We start from the raw sequence: 15,387 nt of genomic DNA, 5'->3' as shown, positions 1-15,387 counted from the left end.
ATGTCTGAAGAAAAATTAGGTCAACAATACCTTGCGGCGCTGCACCAGGCGTTTCCGGGCGTCGTGCTGGACGAAGCCTGGCAGACCAAAGATCAGCTGACTATTACGGTGAAAGTAAACTATCTGCCGGAAGTGGTGGAGTTTCTTTACTACCAGCAGGGTGGGTGGCTGTCGGTACTGTTCGGTAATGACGAACGCCAGTTGTGCGGCCACTATGCCGTTTATTACGTGCTGTCGATGGAGCAGGGCACGAAGTGCTGGATTACCGTCCGCGTTGAAGTGGATGCCAATAAGCTGGAATTCCCATCCGTTACGCCGCGCGTGCCGGCTGCCGTGTGGGGTGAGCGCGAAGTACGCGACATGTACGGTTTAATCCCGGTCGGTCTGCCGGACGAGCGCCGTCTGGTGCTGCCGGACGACTGGCCGGATGAACTCTATCCGCTGCGTAAAGACAGTATGGATTATCGTCAGCGCCCGGCGCCGACCACCGATGCGGAAACCTACGAGTTCATTAACGAGCTGGGTGACAAGAAAAATAACGTGGTGCCGATTGGCCCGCTGCATGTTACTTCCGATGAACCGGGCCACTTCCGTCTGTTCGTCGATGGCGAAAACATTATCGACGCCGACTACCGCCTGTTCTACGTCCACCGTGGTATGGAAAAACTGGCGGAAACCCGCATGGGTTATAACGAAGTCACCTTCCTGTCGGATCGCGTGTGTGGTATCTGCGGCTTCGCCCACAGCACCGCCTACACCACTTCCGTGGAAAACGCGATGGGCATTCAGGTGCCGGAGCGTGCGCAAATGATCCGCGCTATTCTGCTGGAAGTGGAACGCCTGCACTCGCATCTGCTCAACCTTGGCCTGGCCTGCCACTTTACCGGCTTTGACTCCGGCTTTATGCAGTTCTTCCGCGTGCGTGAAACCTCCATGAAGATGGCGGAAATACTGACCGGGGCGCGCAAAACTTACGGTCTGAACCTGATCGGCGGGATTCGCCGCGATCTGCTCAAAGAGGACATGATCCAGACCCGTCAACTGGCGCAGCAGATGCGTCGTGACGTGCAGGAGCTGGTGGACATGCTGCTGAGCACGCCGAATATGGAACAGCGTACCGTGGGTATCGGTCGTCTGGACCCGGAAATTGCCCGCGACTTCAGTAATGTCGGCCCGATGGTGCGTGCCAGCGGTCACGCCCGCGACACCCGCGCCGACCACCCGTTTGTCGGCTACGGTCTGCTGCCGATGGAAGTACATAGCGAGCAGGGTTGCGACGTGATTTCTCGTCTGAAAGTCCGTATCAACGAAGTCTACACCTCGCTGAATATGATCGATTTCGGTCTGGATAATCTGCCGGGCGGCCCGCTGATGGTGGAAGGCTTTACCTATATTCCGCACCGTTTTGCGCTCGGCTTCGCTGAAGCGCCGCGTGGTGACGATATCCACTGGAGCATGACTGGCGACAACCAGAAGCTGTACCGCTGGCGCTGCCGTGCGGCGACCTACGCCAACTGGCCAACGCTGCGCTATATGCTGCGCGGCAACACCGTTTCTGATGCGCCGCTGATCATCGGCAGCCTCGACCCGTGCTACTCCTGTACCGACCGGATGACCGTGGTCGATGTGCGTAAGAAGAAGAGCAAAGTCGTGCCGTACAAAGAACTTGAGCGCTACAGCATTGAGCGTAAAAACTCGCCGCTGAAATAAGGAATCGCCATGTTTACCTTTATCAAAAAAGTTATCAAAACCGGCACGGCGACCTCGTCTTATCCGCTGGAGCCGATTGCGGTTGATAAAAACTTCCGCGGCAAGCCGGAACATAATCCGCAGCAGTGCATCGGTTGCGCCGCCTGCGTTAATGCCTGCCCGTCGAACGCGCTGACGGTGGAAACCGATCTTGCGACCAATGAGCTGGCGTGGCAGTTCAATCTTGGCCGCTGCATCTTCTGCGGTCGCTGCGAAGAAGTTTGCCCGACGGCGGCGATCAAACTGTCGCAAGAATACGAACTGGCAGTGTGGAAGAAAGAAGACTTCCTGCAACAGTCCCGCTTCGCGCTGTGCAACTGCCGCGTATGTAATCGTCCTTTCGCGGTACAGAAAGAGATCGACTACGCCATTGCGCTGCTTGCGCACAACGGCGACAGCCGCGCGGAAAACCACCGCGAAAGCTTTGAGACCTGCCCGGACTGTAAGCGTCAGAAATGCCTGGTGCCGTCCGACCGTATTGAACTGACTCGCCATATGAAAGAGGTCAGCTAATGAGCAATTTATTAGGCCCGCGTGACGCCAACGGCATTCCGGCACCGATGACGGTGGATGAATCCATCGCCAGCATGAAGGCGTCTCTACTGAAAAATATTAAGCGTTCGGCATACGTTTACCGCGTGGACTGCGGCGGCTGTAACGGCTGTGAAATCGAAATCTTTGCGACGCTTTCGCCGCTGTTTGATGCCGAGCGTTTCGGCATCAAAGTGGTACCGTCGCCGCGTCATGCCGATATTCTGCTGTTTACCGGCGCGGTGACCCGCGCCATGCGCTCTCCGGAGCTGCGCGCCTGGCAGTCGGCGCCGGACCCGAAAATCTGTATCTCTTATGGGGCCTGCGGCAACAGCGGCGGCATCTTCCATGATCTGTACTGCGTCTGGGGCGGTACGGATAAAATCGTACCGGTGGATGTGTATATTCCAGGCTGCCCGCCAACGCCTGCGGCGACGCTGTATGGCTTTGCGATGGCGCTTGGCCTGCTGGAGCAGAAAATCCACGCCCGCGCGCCGGGTGAGCTGGACGATCAGCCCGCAGAGATCCTGCATCCGGATATGGTGCAGCCGCTGCGCGTGAAGGTGGATCGCGCGGCGCGCCGGCTGGCGGGTTATCGCTATGGTCGTCAGATCGCCGATGATTACCTGACACAGTTGGGGCAGGGCGAGCAGCAAGTGGCGCGTTGGCTGGAAGCGGAAAACGATCCGCGTTTAACCGAAATTGTCACCCATCTCAATCATGTTGTTGAAGAGGCGCGTATCCGATGAGCGAACAGGTGGTGTTCAGTCAACTGAGCCGTAAGTTTATTGATGAGAACGATGCGACGCCTGCCGAGGCGCAGCAGGTTGTCTATTACAGCCTGGCGATTGGTCACCACTTGGGGGTTATCGATTGTCTGGAGGCCGCGCTCACCTGCCCATGGGATGAGTATCTGGCGTGGATCGCCACCCTGGAAGCCGGTAGCGATGCCCGGCGTAAAATGGAAGGCGTGCCGAAGTATGGCGAGATCGTTATCGATTTCAACCATGTGCAAATGCTGGCGCGCGCGTTTGATGAGGCGCGCGCCGCGCAGACCCCGCAGCAGCAAGAATGGAGCAAACTGATGCTCAGTATGCTGCATGACATTCATCAGGAAAGCGCCATCTACCTGATGGTGAGGAGGCTTCGTGACTGACGTTTTACTCTGTGTCGGCAACAGCATGATGGGCGACGACGGCGCAGGCCCATTACTGGCGGAAATGTGCGCGGCGCAGCCGAAGGGGAATTGGGTGGTGATTGATGGCGGCAGCGCGCCGGAAAACGACATTGTGGCGATTCGCGAACTGCGCCCGCAGCGTCTGTTGATTGTCGACGCCACCGACATGGGACTTAATCCGGGCGAGATCCGCATCATCGATCCGGATGATATCGCCGAAATGTTTATGATGACCACCCACAATATGCCGCTCAACTACCTTATCGATCAGCTGAAAGAGGATGTCGGCGAGGTGATTTTTGTTGGTATCCAGCCGGATATCGTCGGGTTTTATTATCCGATGACTCAACCGATTAAGGACGCGGTAAATATCGTCTATCAGCGCCTGGAAGGCTGGCAGGGAAACGGCGGATTTGCCGCGCTGGAAGCGCCGGAGGCGTAAAATGCGCACATATTTAGGGAGAATTTGTGTTACACGGCAAAGGTTGTAAGAAGGACGTGAAGATTATCGTATGGAGCGGACTGCTATTTCTCTGCCTCGCCGCACGCACACTGGCCACCGGTGTTGTCGGTTACCTGCCGATGAGCGACGGTGAATATGCGCAAAAGCGTGCGCTGAAGCCGCTGTTGACCCTGCCTTATTCTGTATCGCCCGACCAGACCTGGCATTTTCGCCAGGTCGGAGTCAGTGGCGTGACGCTACTGCCGGAGCCGAAAAAAGATAACGAATGGCGGATTAGCGGAAAAGACAGAGCCGGTAATTCGTGGGTTGTCCCGGTGGGAAGGCTGATTAATTTGGCGGGTAATGCGCAATTTTATCGCGCTGACCTCGATCGTAACGGCATTCAGGATCTGGTTATCTGGTTGGGCAATCCTGGGTTGGGCCTGGCGCCGAGCGCGCAATACATCATTTTCACCTTTCTCAAGAATGGCCGCCCCTGCGTCTTTGAACCGTGGGGGTTTTATACCGCGACCGATACTGGCGTTGATGATTTGCTTGATTTACAGGGCAATGGGCGCACGCAACTGTTGGATATGCAATTTGACTCAGGCTACTGGATAACCAATTTATATCAGGTGAAGGACGCCCGCTGGCAGCGCGTACACGGCTGGTTTGGCCGGTTGAGTTATCCGGCGCTGACCCGTTTTAATCACTATCCTGGCCGTAAATTAATTATCAAACCTATTGCCGGAAGGAATCCGCAAACGGACGATCTTTCCCTTACGCAGCGCTGTTTAATACGCGGTAACGTATTGCCAGGCGTTAATCAGGATTGATGCCAGTTGCGGTGCAGAGTTGGCTGGCTATCACTGCAAATCTTGACCACCACTGGCGACATTACGTGTCATCGACACTTGTGACGATGACACGTAAATGCTCACGAAAATAGAAATAATATTCTTAAATAACAATGAAATAAAAATTGGCACGATTCGTGTATATATCGGCACATCATCTGTTATTGCTGGAGAATTTGATGAACCGTTTCATCATTGCAGACGCGAGTAAGTGCATTGGTTGCCGTACCTGTGAAGTGGCTTGCGTCGTATCCCGTCAGGAAAATCAGGATTGCGCATCGCTGACCCCTGAAACCTTTTTACCTCGTATCCATGTCATCAAAGGCGTGAACGTTTCCACGGCAACGCTGTGTCGCCAGTGTGAAGACGCGCCGTGCGCCAACGTTTGCCCGAATGGCGCCATCAGCCGTGACAAAGGCTTTGTTCATGTGATGCAGGAACGCTGCATTGGCTGTAAAACTTGCGTAGTGGCATGTCCTTACGGCGCCATGGAAGTGGTGGTACGTCCGGTGGCTCGCAATAGCGGCGCGGGGCTGAACGTGCGTGCCGAAAAAGCCGAAGCCAACAAGTGCGATCTGTGTCACCACCGTGAAGCCGGTCCGGCCTGTATGGCCGCTTGCCCAACGCACGCCCTAATCTGCGTGGACCGCAATAAGCTTGAACAGCTGAGCGCGGAAAAACGCCGTCGCGCGGCGCTGGATTCAACGGCATCGCTGCTTTTCTGATTTCTGCGATTGCGCGTAGAATACGCCACAAAGCATTGCCGGATGGCGGCATCAATGCCTTATCCGGTCTACGGTCCGTGCGGTTGTAGGCCTGATAAGCGTCGCGCCATCAGGCATCCGGGTTCGATGATGGCGGGAAAATAAGATGGCGATAGACACACCTTCCGGCGTACAGCTACGCATTCGGGGCAAAGTACAGGGCGTCGGTTTTCGTCCTTTTGTCTGGCAGCTGGCGCAGCAGTTGCGATTACACGGCGACGTGTGTAATGACGGCGACGGCGTCGTCGTTCGGCTGCTGGAAGAGCCGTCGCAATTTATTGCCGCGCTCTATCAGGATTGCCCGCCGCTGGCGCGCATTGACAGCGTTGAACACGCGTCGTTGGTATGGGAGCGCGCGCCGACGGATTTCACCATTCGTCAGAGCGCAGGCGGTTCGATGAACACGCAAATCGTGCCGGATGCGGCGACCTGCCCGGCATGTCTTGCCGAGATGAATACCCCAGGCGAGCGGCGCTACCGTTATCCTTTCATCAATTGCACCCACTGCGGACCACGCTTCACCATTATTCGCGCTATGCCCTATGACCGGCCATTTACGGTGATGGCGGCGTTTCCCTTGTGTCCGGAATGCGACAGCGAATACCGCGATCCGTACGATCGCCGTTTTCATGCCCAGCCCGTTGCCTGTCCGTCATGCGGGCCGCATCTTGAGTGGCGGAGCCAACATGAGCGAGCGGAAAAAGAGGCGGCTTTGCAGGCGGCGGTCGCCCAACTGAACGCCGGAGGCATTATTGCCGTTAAAGGGCTGGGGGGGTTTCATCTGGCCTGCGATGCGCGCAACGATAACGCAGTGGCGATGCTGCGGGCGCGTAAACACCGCCCGGCGAAACCATTGGCGGTGATGTTGCCCACGGCGCAAACGCTGCCGAGCGCGGCGCGTTCGCTGCTGACCACGCCAGCGGCCCCGATTGTACTGGTGGATAAGCAGTATGTACCTTCGCTGAGTGAGGGCATCGCGCCAGGACTTACGGAAGTGGGCGTGATGCTGCCAGCCAACCCATTGCAACACCTCTTGTTGCAGGCGCTCAATTACCCGCTGGTGATGACATCCGGCAACCTGAGCGGCAAACCGCCCGCCATCACCAACGAACAGGCGCTGGACGATTTACACGATATTGCCGATGGTTTTCTGTTGCATAATCGCGACATTGTACAGCGCATGGACGACTCTGTCGTGCGCGACAGCGGCGAAATGCTGCGTCGTTCGCGGGGATACGTGCCGGACGCGATTGCGTTGCCGCCCGGATTTCGCGATGTGCCGCCGATACTTTGTCTGGGCGCGGATCTGAAAAACACGTTCTGTCTGGTACGCGGCGAACAGGCGGTTGTCAGCCAGCATTTAGGCGATCTCAGCGATGACGGTATCCAGGCGCAGTGGCGCGAGGCATTGCGTCTGATCCAGTCAATCTACGATTTTACGCCAGAGCGTATCGTCTGTGATGCGCATCCGGGCTATGTTTCCAGTCAGTGGGCCAGTGAGATGCGTCTGCCGACAGAGACGGTGTTACACCATCATGCCCATGCGGCGGCTTGCCTGGCCGAGCATGGTTGGCCGCTGGACGGTGGAGAGGTGATTGCCCTGACGGTAGACGGTATCGGCATGGGTGAGAATGGCGCGCTATGGGGCGGAGAATGTTTGCGGGTCAATTATCGCGAGTGCGAACATTTAGGCGGTTTACCCGCCGTGGCGCTGCCGGGAGGCGATCTGGCTGCCAAACATCCGTGGCGTAATCTGTTGGCGCAGTGCCTGCGCTTTGTGCCGGACTGGCAGGATTACCCGGAGACAGCGGGGCTGCAACAGCAAAACTGGAATGTCCTGGCGCGTGCCATTGAGCGCGGCGTCAATGCCCCGTTGGCCTCTTCCTGCGGGAGGTTGTTCGACGCGGTGGCTGCCGCGCTTCGCTGCACGCCAGCATCGCTTAGCTATGAGGGCGAGGCCGCCTGCGCGCTGGAGGCGCTGGCCTCTCAATGCGCTAACGTTGAGCATCCGGTAACGATGCCGCTTAACGGCGCTCAACTGGACGTCGCCGTTTTCTGGCGGCAATGGTTGAACTGGCAGGCCACGCCCGCGCAACGCGCCTGGGCTTTTCATGATGCGCTGGCGTGCGGGTTTGCCACGCTAATGCGCCAGCAGGCTACGGCGCGGGGGATAACCACTCTGGTCTTCAGCGGCGGGGTGATACACAACCGCTTACTTCGCGCGCGTCTTGCCTTTTATCTTTCTGATTTTAAATTGTTATTTCCGCAGCGGTTACCGGCGGGCGACGGCGGACTGTCGTTTGGACAGGGCGTGATTGCCGCAGCGCGAGCGTTAAGGGAAGTGTAGGGCACCGGATGGCGGCTGCGCCTTATCTGGCCTGCAAACAGATGCTCACTCGTAGGCCGGATAAGACGCGAAGCGGCGCCATCCGGCATCACAGGCTTATACGGACAACGTTTTCAGCAGTGCAAAGGCCTCTTTCATGCGGTCTTCACTCACCACAAAGGCGCGTAGTTGGCCTTCTCCGCTCATGCCTTTGGCAATCATACCGTCAGATTCTGCGGTAATCTGCCAGCTCAAATCGCTGCGCTGAGTTTCTCCCGCCAGATGCAGCGGCAGTTCCGGCGTTTTGACTTTGACCAGCATCGCCGGTAGCTTCAGCGGCGCGTTGCCGCCAAGCAGATTTTTCGCCAGGTACATCGCGCTTAACTGGATCGGTTGCAGGAAGGGCAGCACCTGACCGTTGATCTCCGCGCAGTCGCCGATCGCATAAATATCCGGGTGACTGGTCTGTAGATAGCTATCCACGCAGACGCCGCGGTTGACGGCTACCCCGGCGCGGCGCGCCAGAGCGGTTTCCGGGCGTAAGCCGGTGGCGGCAATCACCGCATCGACCTCAATACTATGCTGGCTTACCAGCGTAGCGCGGATACCGGCTTCGGTTTTCTCCAGTTTTTGCAACTGCGATTTCAGCAGCAGATGCACCCCCATATCGGTCAGGTGATGCTGTAAGCGACTGCTCACTTCTGGTGGCATCAGTGAGGCGAGAAGGCTGGCGGCGTTATCCATCAGCGTTACCGTTTTCCCGGCGCGGCAGAAATCCATCGCTAATTCACTGCCAATGAGACCGCCGCCGACAATCAGCACTCGCTGCGCGTCGCGCAGTTGTGTCTCACAGGCGCGGTACTCCTGCTGGCTATTCAAAGTAAGCATTAACTCACGTCCTGCAATCGGCGGCACAAAGGCTGCCGCCCCGGTCGCCAGTACCAGCTTGTCGTACTGCCACTGCTTATCCTGACTTTTCACCACATGGGCATCGGCATCAATGTCAGCAACCCAGGTATGCGGGAACAGTCGCAGATTAAACTGTTCAGCAAATTCCCCCGCTAACTGGCGGTTGAGATTATCGGCGCGCTGCGACTGGCTGATAACGTGGCTGAGATCGGGCTTGTTGTACTCATCCATGCTGTCCGCCGCAATCAGGGTTAACGGCACATGCGCATCTTGTTTACGGATATTTTTGACGAGCTGGCGGGCGGCGAAGCCCGACCCAATAATGATGATTCCCCGACTCATTTTGCCTCCGTCGCCAGTACGTCGAACACGTCTTTACCTAATGAACATTCTGGGCACAGGAAGTTATCCGGCACGTCGTTCCACGGCGTACCCGGCGCGACATCCTGCAACGGCTCGCCCAGCGCAGGGTCGTAAATCCACTGGCATACGCTGCATTGCATTTTGGGGCCGAAGTCTGCGGCGGCGCAGGTTGTGGTTTCTTCGACTGGCGCGGTTTTCTGTGTGGTTTCCGGCAGCGGAGCAAGCGCCCACTGACGCGCGATGTCGCGACCGTGCTGACGGCACAACTCCAGCGCATCCAGATCCGGACGCCATTTCGCTTTCAGACTCAGGGACATTTCAAAACCGGCATCCTGTAAGCGCGTGGACAGTCGATCCACCGCGCCGCCGCTCCAGCCATGAGAACCGAAGGCGCTGGCGCGTTTGTTGCGAAAGCGCAGGCCGGTCATCTCTTCCACCAGACCAGCGATTTTCGGCATCATCACGTTGTTCATGGTAGAAGTGCCGACCAGCACGCCTTTCGAACGGAAGACATTGGTCAGTATTTCATTTTTATCGCTGCGGGCGACGTTAAAGATTTTGACCGCCACGTTCGGGTCCACTTCATTGATACCCTGCGCGATGGCATCCGCCATCATGCGAGTATTGTTCGACATGGTATCGTAGAAAATAGTGATACGATCTTCCTGATAATCTGCCGCCCATTTCAGATACAGTTCCACGATTTGCGTTGGGTTGTCGCGCCATACCACGCCGTGTGAGGTGGCAATCATATCCACCGGCAGGTTGAAGCCGAGGATTTCGGTAATTTTTGGCGTTACCAGACGGCTGAACGGCGTCAGGATATTGGCGTAGTAGCGCTGGCATTGTTCAAACAGTTCGGTTTGGTCCACTTCATCATTGAACAGGCGCTCGTCGCAGTAGTGCTGACCAAAGGCGTCGTTGCTGAATAACACCGCGTCGCCGGTCATATAGGTCATCATGCTGTCCGGCCAGTGCAGCATCGGCGCTTCCACGAAGATCAACTGCTTGCCGTTGCCGATATCCAGCGTATCGCCGGTTTTCACCACCTTAAAATTCCATTCCGGGTGATGGTGATGGCCGTTGATAGAGTCAATGGCGTTGGCGGTACAGTAGATAGGCGTGTCCGGGATCTGCGCCATCAGTTCGGTCAGCGCGCCTGCATGGTCTTCTTCGGCATGGTTAATGATGATGTAGTCGATATCCGCGAGGTCGATTTCACTGCGCAGATTTTGCACAAACTCACGGCTAAACTTATGATCGACGGTATCGATCAGCACATTCTTTTCTTCACGAATGAGATAGCTGTTATAGCTGCTGCCGCGCAGCGTTTTGTATTCAGTGCCGTGAAAATCACGTACTTCCCAGTCGCGCTGGCCAACCCAATGAATATTATTTTTAACCAGAATAGACATAACCACCTCAATTCATTCAACGTTTACAAAAAGTTGTTTTGCTTATTGCAGGTAGTGTGCCAATTTTACATCTTATTGATTTATATGAATTTATAATAAGTTTGTATTTTTGATATAGTCAAAAAGACTATAAATGATGCTGTCAATATGACACTGTAGGTTGTCAAAATGACAATGAGGTAACCATGAGTTTTTCCGTGGAGGTATTGGCGGGCATCGCCATTGAGTTACAACGCGGCATTGGGCATCAGGATCGTTTTCAGCGGCTGATTACTACGCTGCGTCAGGTTCTGGCGTGCGACGCCTCGGCGCTGTTGCGTTATGAATCACGACAATTTATTCCACTGGCGATTGATGGCCTGGCGCAGGACGTTCTCGGCAGACGTTTTACCCTGGAAGGGCATCCGCGCCTGGAAGCCATCGCTCGCGCGGGGGACGTGGTGCGTTTTCCGGCTGATAGCGATTTACCCGATCCGTATGACGGGTTAATTCCCGGACAGGAAAGCCTGAAAGTCCACGCCTGTGTTGGTCTGCCGCTGTTTGCCGGACAGAACCTCATCGGTGCGCTGACCCTTGATGCTATGACGCCGGAGCAGTTCGAGGTATTTAGCGATGAAGAGCTGCGGCTTGTCGCCGCGCTGGCCGCCGGGGCATTGAGCAATGCGCTGTTAATTGAACAACTGGAAAGCCAGAACATGCTGCCGGGGTCGTCAGGCGTGTTTGAACCGATAAAAGAGACGCACATGATCGGCCTGTCGCCGGCGATGACGCAGTTGAAAAAAGAGATCGAGATTGTGGCGGGCTCCGATCTTAACGTGCTGATCGGCGGTGAAACGGGGACTGGTAAAGAGCTGGTGGCGAAAGCCATTCACCAGGGCTCCCCCAGAGCGGTCAATCCGCTGGTCTATCTCAACTGTGCCGCGCTGCCGGAAAGCGTGGCGGAGAGCGAGTTGTTTGGTCATGTAAAAGGGGCTTTTACCGGGGCTATCAGTAATCGTAGCGGTAAGTTTGAAATGGCGGATAACGGCACGCTGTTTCTGGATGAGATTGGCGAACTGTCGCTGGCGCTACAGGCCAAGCTACTTCGCGTGTTGCAGTATGGCGATATTCAGCGCGTCGGCGACGATCGTAGCCTGCGCGTGGATGTGCGGGTGTTGGCGGCGACCAACCGTGACCTGCGTGAAGAGGTGCTGGCGGGGCGTTTTCGCGCCGACCTGTTCCATCGCCTGAGCGTTTTCCCGCTCTTTGTGCCGCCGCTGCGCGAGCGCGGCGATGATGTGGTGTTGCTGGCGGGCTATTTTTGCGAGCAGTGCCGACTGCGGCTGGGGCTGTCCCGCGTGGTACTGAGTCCCGGCGCGCGCCGCCATTTGCTCAACTATGGCTGGCCGGGCAACGTCCGGGAGCTGGAACATGCCATTCACCGTGCGGTTGTACTGGCGAGAGCGACCCGGGCAGGGGATGAGGTGGTACTGGAGGAGCAGCATTTTGCCTTGTCAGAGGACGTTTTACCCGCGCCGTCTGCGGAAAGCTTTCTGGCGCTGCCTGCCTGCCGCAATTTGCGCGAATCGACGGAGAACTTCCAGCGAGAGATGATTCGCCAGGCGCTGGCGCAAAATAATCACAACTGGGCGGCCAGTGCGCGGGCGCTGGAAACCGACGTCGCCAACCTGCATCGGCTGGCGAAGCGTCTGGGACTGAAGGATTAGATAATCCCCGCCTGGTAGAAATCCTGCAGGTTAATGGCGCCGGTGAGTTTGCCGTTTTCATCGACCACCGGCGCGGCGGTAATTTTGCGTTTCATCAGGAGCTCTTTGGCGTCAATGGCGCGGCTTTGCGCCTGGAGCGTAATACCGTTGGGCGTCATGGCTTCGCTTACCGGCGTGGTGAGCGCGCCGCCGCCCACCAGCCAGCGACGCAGGTCGCCGTCGGTAAAGACGCCTTTCACAACATGTTGCTCATCGCAAACCGCCACCAGCCCCAGCCCGGTACGGCTAAGTTCCAGCATGGCATCCATCACGCTGGTGGCGAGCATTACCTGCGGTATTGCATCGCCCTGGCGCATCAGGTGATGCACATTATTGAGCAAACGCGCGCCCAGTGCGCCAGCCGGATGCGAACGGGCGAAATCTTCTTCGTTAAAACCGCGCGCCTGCATGACCGCCATCGCCAGCGCATCGCCCATCATCAGCGTATTGACGGTACTGGATGTCGGCGCCAGATGCATCGGACAGGCTTCACGCTCGACGGAAATATCCAGAACGGCTTTTGCCGCTCGCCCCAGCGGAGAGAGAGGTTTACCGGTCATCGCCAGCAGCGCGACGGATTTATCTTCCAGACGCGGGATGATGAGGTCGAGTTCTTTTGCGCCGCCGGAATAGGAGATAAATAACATCACATCGCGGCTTTCAATCATCCCCAGATCGCCATGCAGTGCTTCCGCCGGATGAACAAAAAAAGCGGGAGTACCGGTACTGGCAAGCGTCGCGGCGATTTTTTTACCAATATGACCTGATTTACCAATACCGGAAACGATCACTTTGCCTTCACAGTGAATAATGATATTGGCGGCGCGGACAAAATCATCGCCCAGACGCTCCGGCAGACGGCTGGCTTCTTGTAGCTCCAGCATTAAGGTCTGACGGCCCGCGTTTAGTAGTGCATCACTCATTGCTTTCTCCGGTTATGATTACTTCAATCCCTTTTGCTTCCAGCGCCTGACGAAATGCCGGATCGATACCCGCGTCCGTGATCAGTTTGTCGACGGTTTCCAGACTGCACACCACATTGGGGCTTTTACGACCAAATTTTGAGGAGTCCGCCATCAGAATCACCTCGCGTGCTGCATTGCACATTGCGTTACTGACGGTGTAAACCTCATTGAACGTGGTCACACCGACGTTCAGGTCAATACCGTCAGTTCCCATGAAAAGTTTATCAAAGCTGAATTGCTCAAAGGCGTTTTCCGCCAGTTGACCGTGAAACGACGCCGATTTTTTACGGAAGGTGCCGCCGGGCATCAGGATAGTTTGTTCGTTGTCCAGTTCCGATAGCGCGTTGACAATATGGAGGCTGTTGGTCATCACCGTGATGTTGCTAAAACGCGAAAGCAACGGCACCATCTGTAACACGGTACTTCCGGCGTCCAGAATAATGGAATCGCCATCATGGATATATTTCACAGCGGCTGCGGCTATCAGCGCTTTTTTGTGGGTGTTGATAAGCGTTTTGTGATCAATAGGCGGATCGGACTCTTCTTTATTCAACACCACGCCGCCATAGGTGCGGATGACGGTTCCGGCATTTTCCAGAATGACCAGATCTTTACGGATAGTGGTGCCTGTCGTGTCAAAGTACTGGGCCAGCTCTTCAACCGAGCATTTTCCCTGTTTTTGCAGGTGCTCCAGAATCGCGGCCTGACGCTGACGAGGTTTCATAGGCGTGATTACCCTGACTTATGTATTTACCCGTCATACTTCACGCTGCATGTGCGTTGGCTTTCCTCGCTCACCCCGGTCACGTACTGATGTACGCTCCTGGGATTCACTGCGTTGCCGCCTTCCTGCAACTCGAATTATTTAGGGTATTGGTTGCAAAATGATAATTTCGCAAGCTATACGCATTCACAACGAAATTACCCATGTTTCAGTTTAAGCGCCAATGATAGTGCATTCTGCGCGAGCGAATCATGGGGAAAGATCACATCAGGCTGTAATTCATGCAAATGTTTTCCTTGCATTGCGGCAATTTTAACCGGTCTGGCGAATACCGTAAGGCCTTTCATCAATAAAGTGTCCGTCACCCGCTGCTGTTCGTCCAGCGCCACGGCAACCACCACCCGGGGCTTAAAACGCCCGCCGGAGCGCCCGACGCCGACCCGCCCCTGTTGGCTAAGTTTATCGAAGGCCCGATTAAAGCGGGAAATCTGCCAGCCGCCCAGCGCCAGTTGCGCACACCAGGCGATAACGGCGACGGTAATCAGAGTGGAAACCATAATGTGCTCCTGTTGTTTTGCCGGATGGCGGCGTAACCGTCTTATCCGGCTTACGGCGCCATCCGGCAATTCACGGTCAGAACATCACTTGACCGCCGGTTACGTTGATCGACTGCCCGGTGCAATAAGACGCTTTCGGGCTGGCATAAAATAGCAGCATGTTCAGCACATCCTGATAATCACACCCGCGTTTGAGCGGTACTTTATCAATGTAATACTGTTCCACCTCGTCGGGCTTAATGCCCAGTTTAGTGGCGTATTGCGGCAGCAGTGACTGGAACATCGGCGATTTCAACAGGTTGCCGAGCATCAACGAGTGTACGGTAATGCCGTATTCCGCCAGATCCAGCGCCAGAGACTGGGTTAACCCCACGCCGCCGAATTTCGCCGCGCTGTAGCCGGAGTTGTGTTTACTGCCCACTTTGCCGGATTTAGAGTTAATCTGAATAATGCGCCCCTGAATGCCGTCGCGGATCATCAGGCGGGAAAACTCACGGGCGCAGAGGAAATAGCCCACCAGATTCACCTGTAGCGAGCGGTCAAAATCGCCCAACTGGAAATCGCTGATAAACGCCGCTTTGGCGATACCCGCGCTGTAAACCAGCAGATCGACGCGCCCGAAAATCTCGTCTACGCCGCGGGAAAGCGCCAGCACGCTCTGCTCGCTGGTGGCGTCGGCGCCAAAACCGTACGCCATACCTTCGCCAAAATCGGCGTTAATTTCCTGGGCGACATTCGCGGCTTTATCGCTTTGAATATCAACGACCGCCACGCGGTATCCTTCTTCTGCAAGCCCACGGCAAAGGAATGCCCCCAGGGTCTGGCCTCCGCCAATGACAACGGCAACTTGATTCATGTTTTTT

Annotated in this window: 15 protein-coding genes; 9 read left to right on the top strand and 6 right to left on the bottom strand. The window is 56.2% G+C overall.

Features of this window, described 5'->3' with window-relative positions; genetic code table 11:
* The 8 genes from hycE to hypF all read left to right on the top strand — a co-directional run bounded on the left by hycE (position 1) and on the right by hypF (position 7,867).
* Positions 1-1,710: a formate hydrogenlyase subunit HycE gene (gene hycE / locus ACQ29O_RS18095; RefSeq protein ID WP_001288155.1), complete on the top strand. Its 1,710-nt coding sequence runs from the start codon at positions 1-3 to the stop codon at positions 1,708-1,710.
* Positions 1,711-1,719: 9 nt separating this feature from the next.
* Positions 1,720-2,262 carry a formate hydrogenlyase subunit HycF gene (gene hycF / locus ACQ29O_RS18090; RefSeq protein WP_000493767.1) on the top strand — a complete coding sequence of 181 codons (543 nt, stop codon included), beginning with the start codon at positions 1,720-1,722 and terminating at the stop codon, positions 2,260-2,262.
* On the top strand, positions 2,262-3,029 hold the full coding sequence (gene hycG, locus ACQ29O_RS18085; protein ID WP_000067378.1) for a formate hydrogenlyase subunit HycG: 768 nt from the start codon (positions 2,262-2,264) through the stop codon (positions 3,027-3,029). Before hycF ends, hycG begins: the two co-directional genes overlap by 1 nt.
* On the top strand, positions 3,026-3,436 hold the full coding sequence (locus ACQ29O_RS18080; RefSeq protein ID WP_000003725.1) for a formate hydrogenlyase maturation HycH family protein: 411 nt from the start codon (positions 3,026-3,028) through the stop codon (positions 3,434-3,436). The genes hycG and ACQ29O_RS18080 overlap by 4 nt, the downstream gene beginning before the upstream one ends.
* Positions 3,429-3,899, top strand: a complete 471-nt coding sequence (hycI, locus tag ACQ29O_RS18075; protein WP_000132984.1) for a hydrogenase maturation peptidase HycI — start codon at positions 3,429-3,431, stop codon at positions 3,897-3,899. Before ACQ29O_RS18080 ends, hycI begins: the two co-directional genes overlap by 8 nt.
* Before the next feature lie 26 nt (positions 3,900-3,925).
* Positions 3,926-4,735, top strand: coding sequence for a hypothetical protein (locus ACQ29O_RS18070; RefSeq protein WP_000902285.1), 810 nt, complete (start codon positions 3,926-3,928; stop codon positions 4,733-4,735).
* Positions 4,736-4,935: 200 nt separating this feature from the next.
* A complete protein-coding gene (hydN, locus tag ACQ29O_RS18065) occupies positions 4,936-5,481 on the top strand; it encodes an electron transport protein HydN (RefSeq protein ID WP_001078795.1) in 546 nt (181 codons plus the stop codon).
* 145 nt (positions 5,482-5,626) lie between these two features.
* Positions 5,627-7,867 (top strand): carbamoyltransferase HypF, encoded by a 2,241-nt coding sequence (gene hypF / locus ACQ29O_RS18060; protein WP_000963441.1) that lies wholly within the window; start codon positions 5,627-5,629, stop codon positions 7,865-7,867.
* A 96-nt stretch (positions 7,868-7,963) separates the two neighbouring features.
* On the opposite strand, the gene norW is transcribed toward hypF, so the two are convergent.
* Positions 7,964-9,097, bottom strand: coding sequence for an NADH:flavorubredoxin reductase NorW (norW, locus tag ACQ29O_RS18055; RefSeq protein ID WP_253336086.1), 1,134 nt, complete (start codon positions 9,095-9,097; stop codon positions 7,964-7,966).
* On the bottom strand, positions 9,094-10,533 hold the full coding sequence (gene norV / locus ACQ29O_RS18050; protein WP_000026001.1) for an anaerobic nitric oxide reductase flavorubredoxin: 1,440 nt from the start codon (positions 10,531-10,533) through the stop codon (positions 9,094-9,096). The genes norW and norV overlap by 4 nt, the downstream gene beginning before the upstream one ends.
* Before the next feature lie 185 nt (positions 10,534-10,718).
* On the opposite strand from norV, the gene norR reads away from it, so the two are divergent.
* Entirely contained in the window at positions 10,719-12,239 is a 1,521-nt protein-coding gene (gene norR / locus ACQ29O_RS18045) for a nitric oxide reductase transcriptional regulator NorR (protein ID WP_000010816.1), read from the top strand.
* On the opposite strand, the gene gutQ is transcribed toward norR, so the two are convergent.
* The 4 genes from gutQ to srlD all read right to left on the bottom strand — a co-directional run bounded on the left by gutQ (position 12,236) and on the right by srlD (position 15,380).
* Positions 12,236-13,201 carry an arabinose-5-phosphate isomerase GutQ gene (gutQ, locus tag ACQ29O_RS18040; protein ID WP_001278208.1) on the bottom strand — a complete coding sequence of 322 codons (966 nt, stop codon included), beginning with the start codon at positions 13,199-13,201 and terminating at the stop codon, positions 12,236-12,238. The two genes, norR and gutQ, sit on opposite strands and share 4 nt — an antisense overlap.
* Positions 13,194-13,967, bottom strand: a complete 774-nt coding sequence (srlR, locus tag ACQ29O_RS18035) for a glucitol operon DNA-binding transcriptional repressor SrlR (RefSeq protein ID WP_000804536.1) — start codon at positions 13,965-13,967, stop codon at positions 13,194-13,196. The genes gutQ and srlR overlap by 8 nt, the downstream gene beginning before the upstream one ends.
* A 197-nt stretch (positions 13,968-14,164) precedes the next feature.
* Positions 14,165-14,524 (bottom strand): transcriptional regulator GutM, encoded by a 360-nt coding sequence (gene gutM / locus ACQ29O_RS18030; RefSeq protein ID WP_000255198.1) that lies wholly within the window; start codon positions 14,522-14,524, stop codon positions 14,165-14,167.
* A 76-nt stretch (positions 14,525-14,600) separates the two neighbouring features.
* Complete coding sequence (gene srlD, locus ACQ29O_RS18025; protein WP_001077372.1) at positions 14,601-15,380, bottom strand: sorbitol-6-phosphate dehydrogenase; 780 nt, start codon at positions 15,378-15,380, stop codon at positions 14,601-14,603.
* Positions 15,381-15,387: the final 7 nt, after the last annotated feature.

Source organism: Salmonella sp. GDC200615, from assembly GCF_050574145.1.
In the GTDB taxonomy this organism is placed as follows: domain Bacteria; phylum Pseudomonadota; class Gammaproteobacteria; order Enterobacterales; family Enterobacteriaceae; genus Salmonella; species Salmonella enterica.
This window is presented reverse-complemented; position numbering and strand designations above follow the sequence as displayed.

Coding starts and splice junctions, on each gene's coding strand:
- ACQ29O_RS18080 (WP_000003725.1), top strand. CDS start 3,026: ATGAGCGAACAGGTGGTGTTCAGTCAACTGAGCCGTAAGTTTATTGAT.
- hydN (WP_001078795.1), top strand. CDS start 4,936: ATGAACCGTTTCATCATTGCAGACGCGAGTAAGTGCATTGGTTGCCGT.
- gutQ (WP_001278208.1), bottom strand. CDS start 13,201: ATGAGTGATGCACTACTAAACGCGGGCCGTCAGACCTTAATGCTGGAG.
- gutM (WP_000255198.1), bottom strand. CDS start 14,524: ATGGTTTCCACTCTGATTACCGTCGCCGTTATCGCCTGGTGTGCGCAA.
- hycF (WP_000493767.1), top strand. CDS start 1,720: ATGTTTACCTTTATCAAAAAAGTTATCAAAACCGGCACGGCGACCTCG.
- norR (WP_000010816.1), top strand. CDS start 10,719: ATGAGTTTTTCCGTGGAGGTATTGGCGGGCATCGCCATTGAGTTACAA.
- norV (WP_000026001.1), bottom strand. CDS start 10,533: ATGTCTATTCTGGTTAAAAATAATATTCATTGGGTTGGCCAGCGCGAC.
- hycG (WP_000067378.1), top strand. CDS start 2,262: ATGAGCAATTTATTAGGCCCGCGTGACGCCAACGGCATTCCGGCACCG.
- hycE (WP_001288155.1), top strand. CDS start 1: ATGTCTGAAGAAAAATTAGGTCAACAATACCTTGCGGCGCTGCACCAG.
- srlR (WP_000804536.1), bottom strand. CDS start 13,967: ATGAAACCTCGTCAGCGTCAGGCCGCGATTCTGGAGCACCTGCAAAAA.
- hypF (WP_000963441.1), top strand. CDS start 5,627: ATGGCGATAGACACACCTTCCGGCGTACAGCTACGCATTCGGGGCAAA.
- norW (WP_253336086.1), bottom strand. CDS start 9,097: ATGAGTCGGGGAATCATCATTATTGGGTCGGGCTTCGCCGCCCGCCAG.
- srlD (WP_001077372.1), bottom strand. CDS start 15,380: ATGAATCAAGTTGCCGTTGTCATTGGCGGAGGCCAGACCCTGGGGGCA.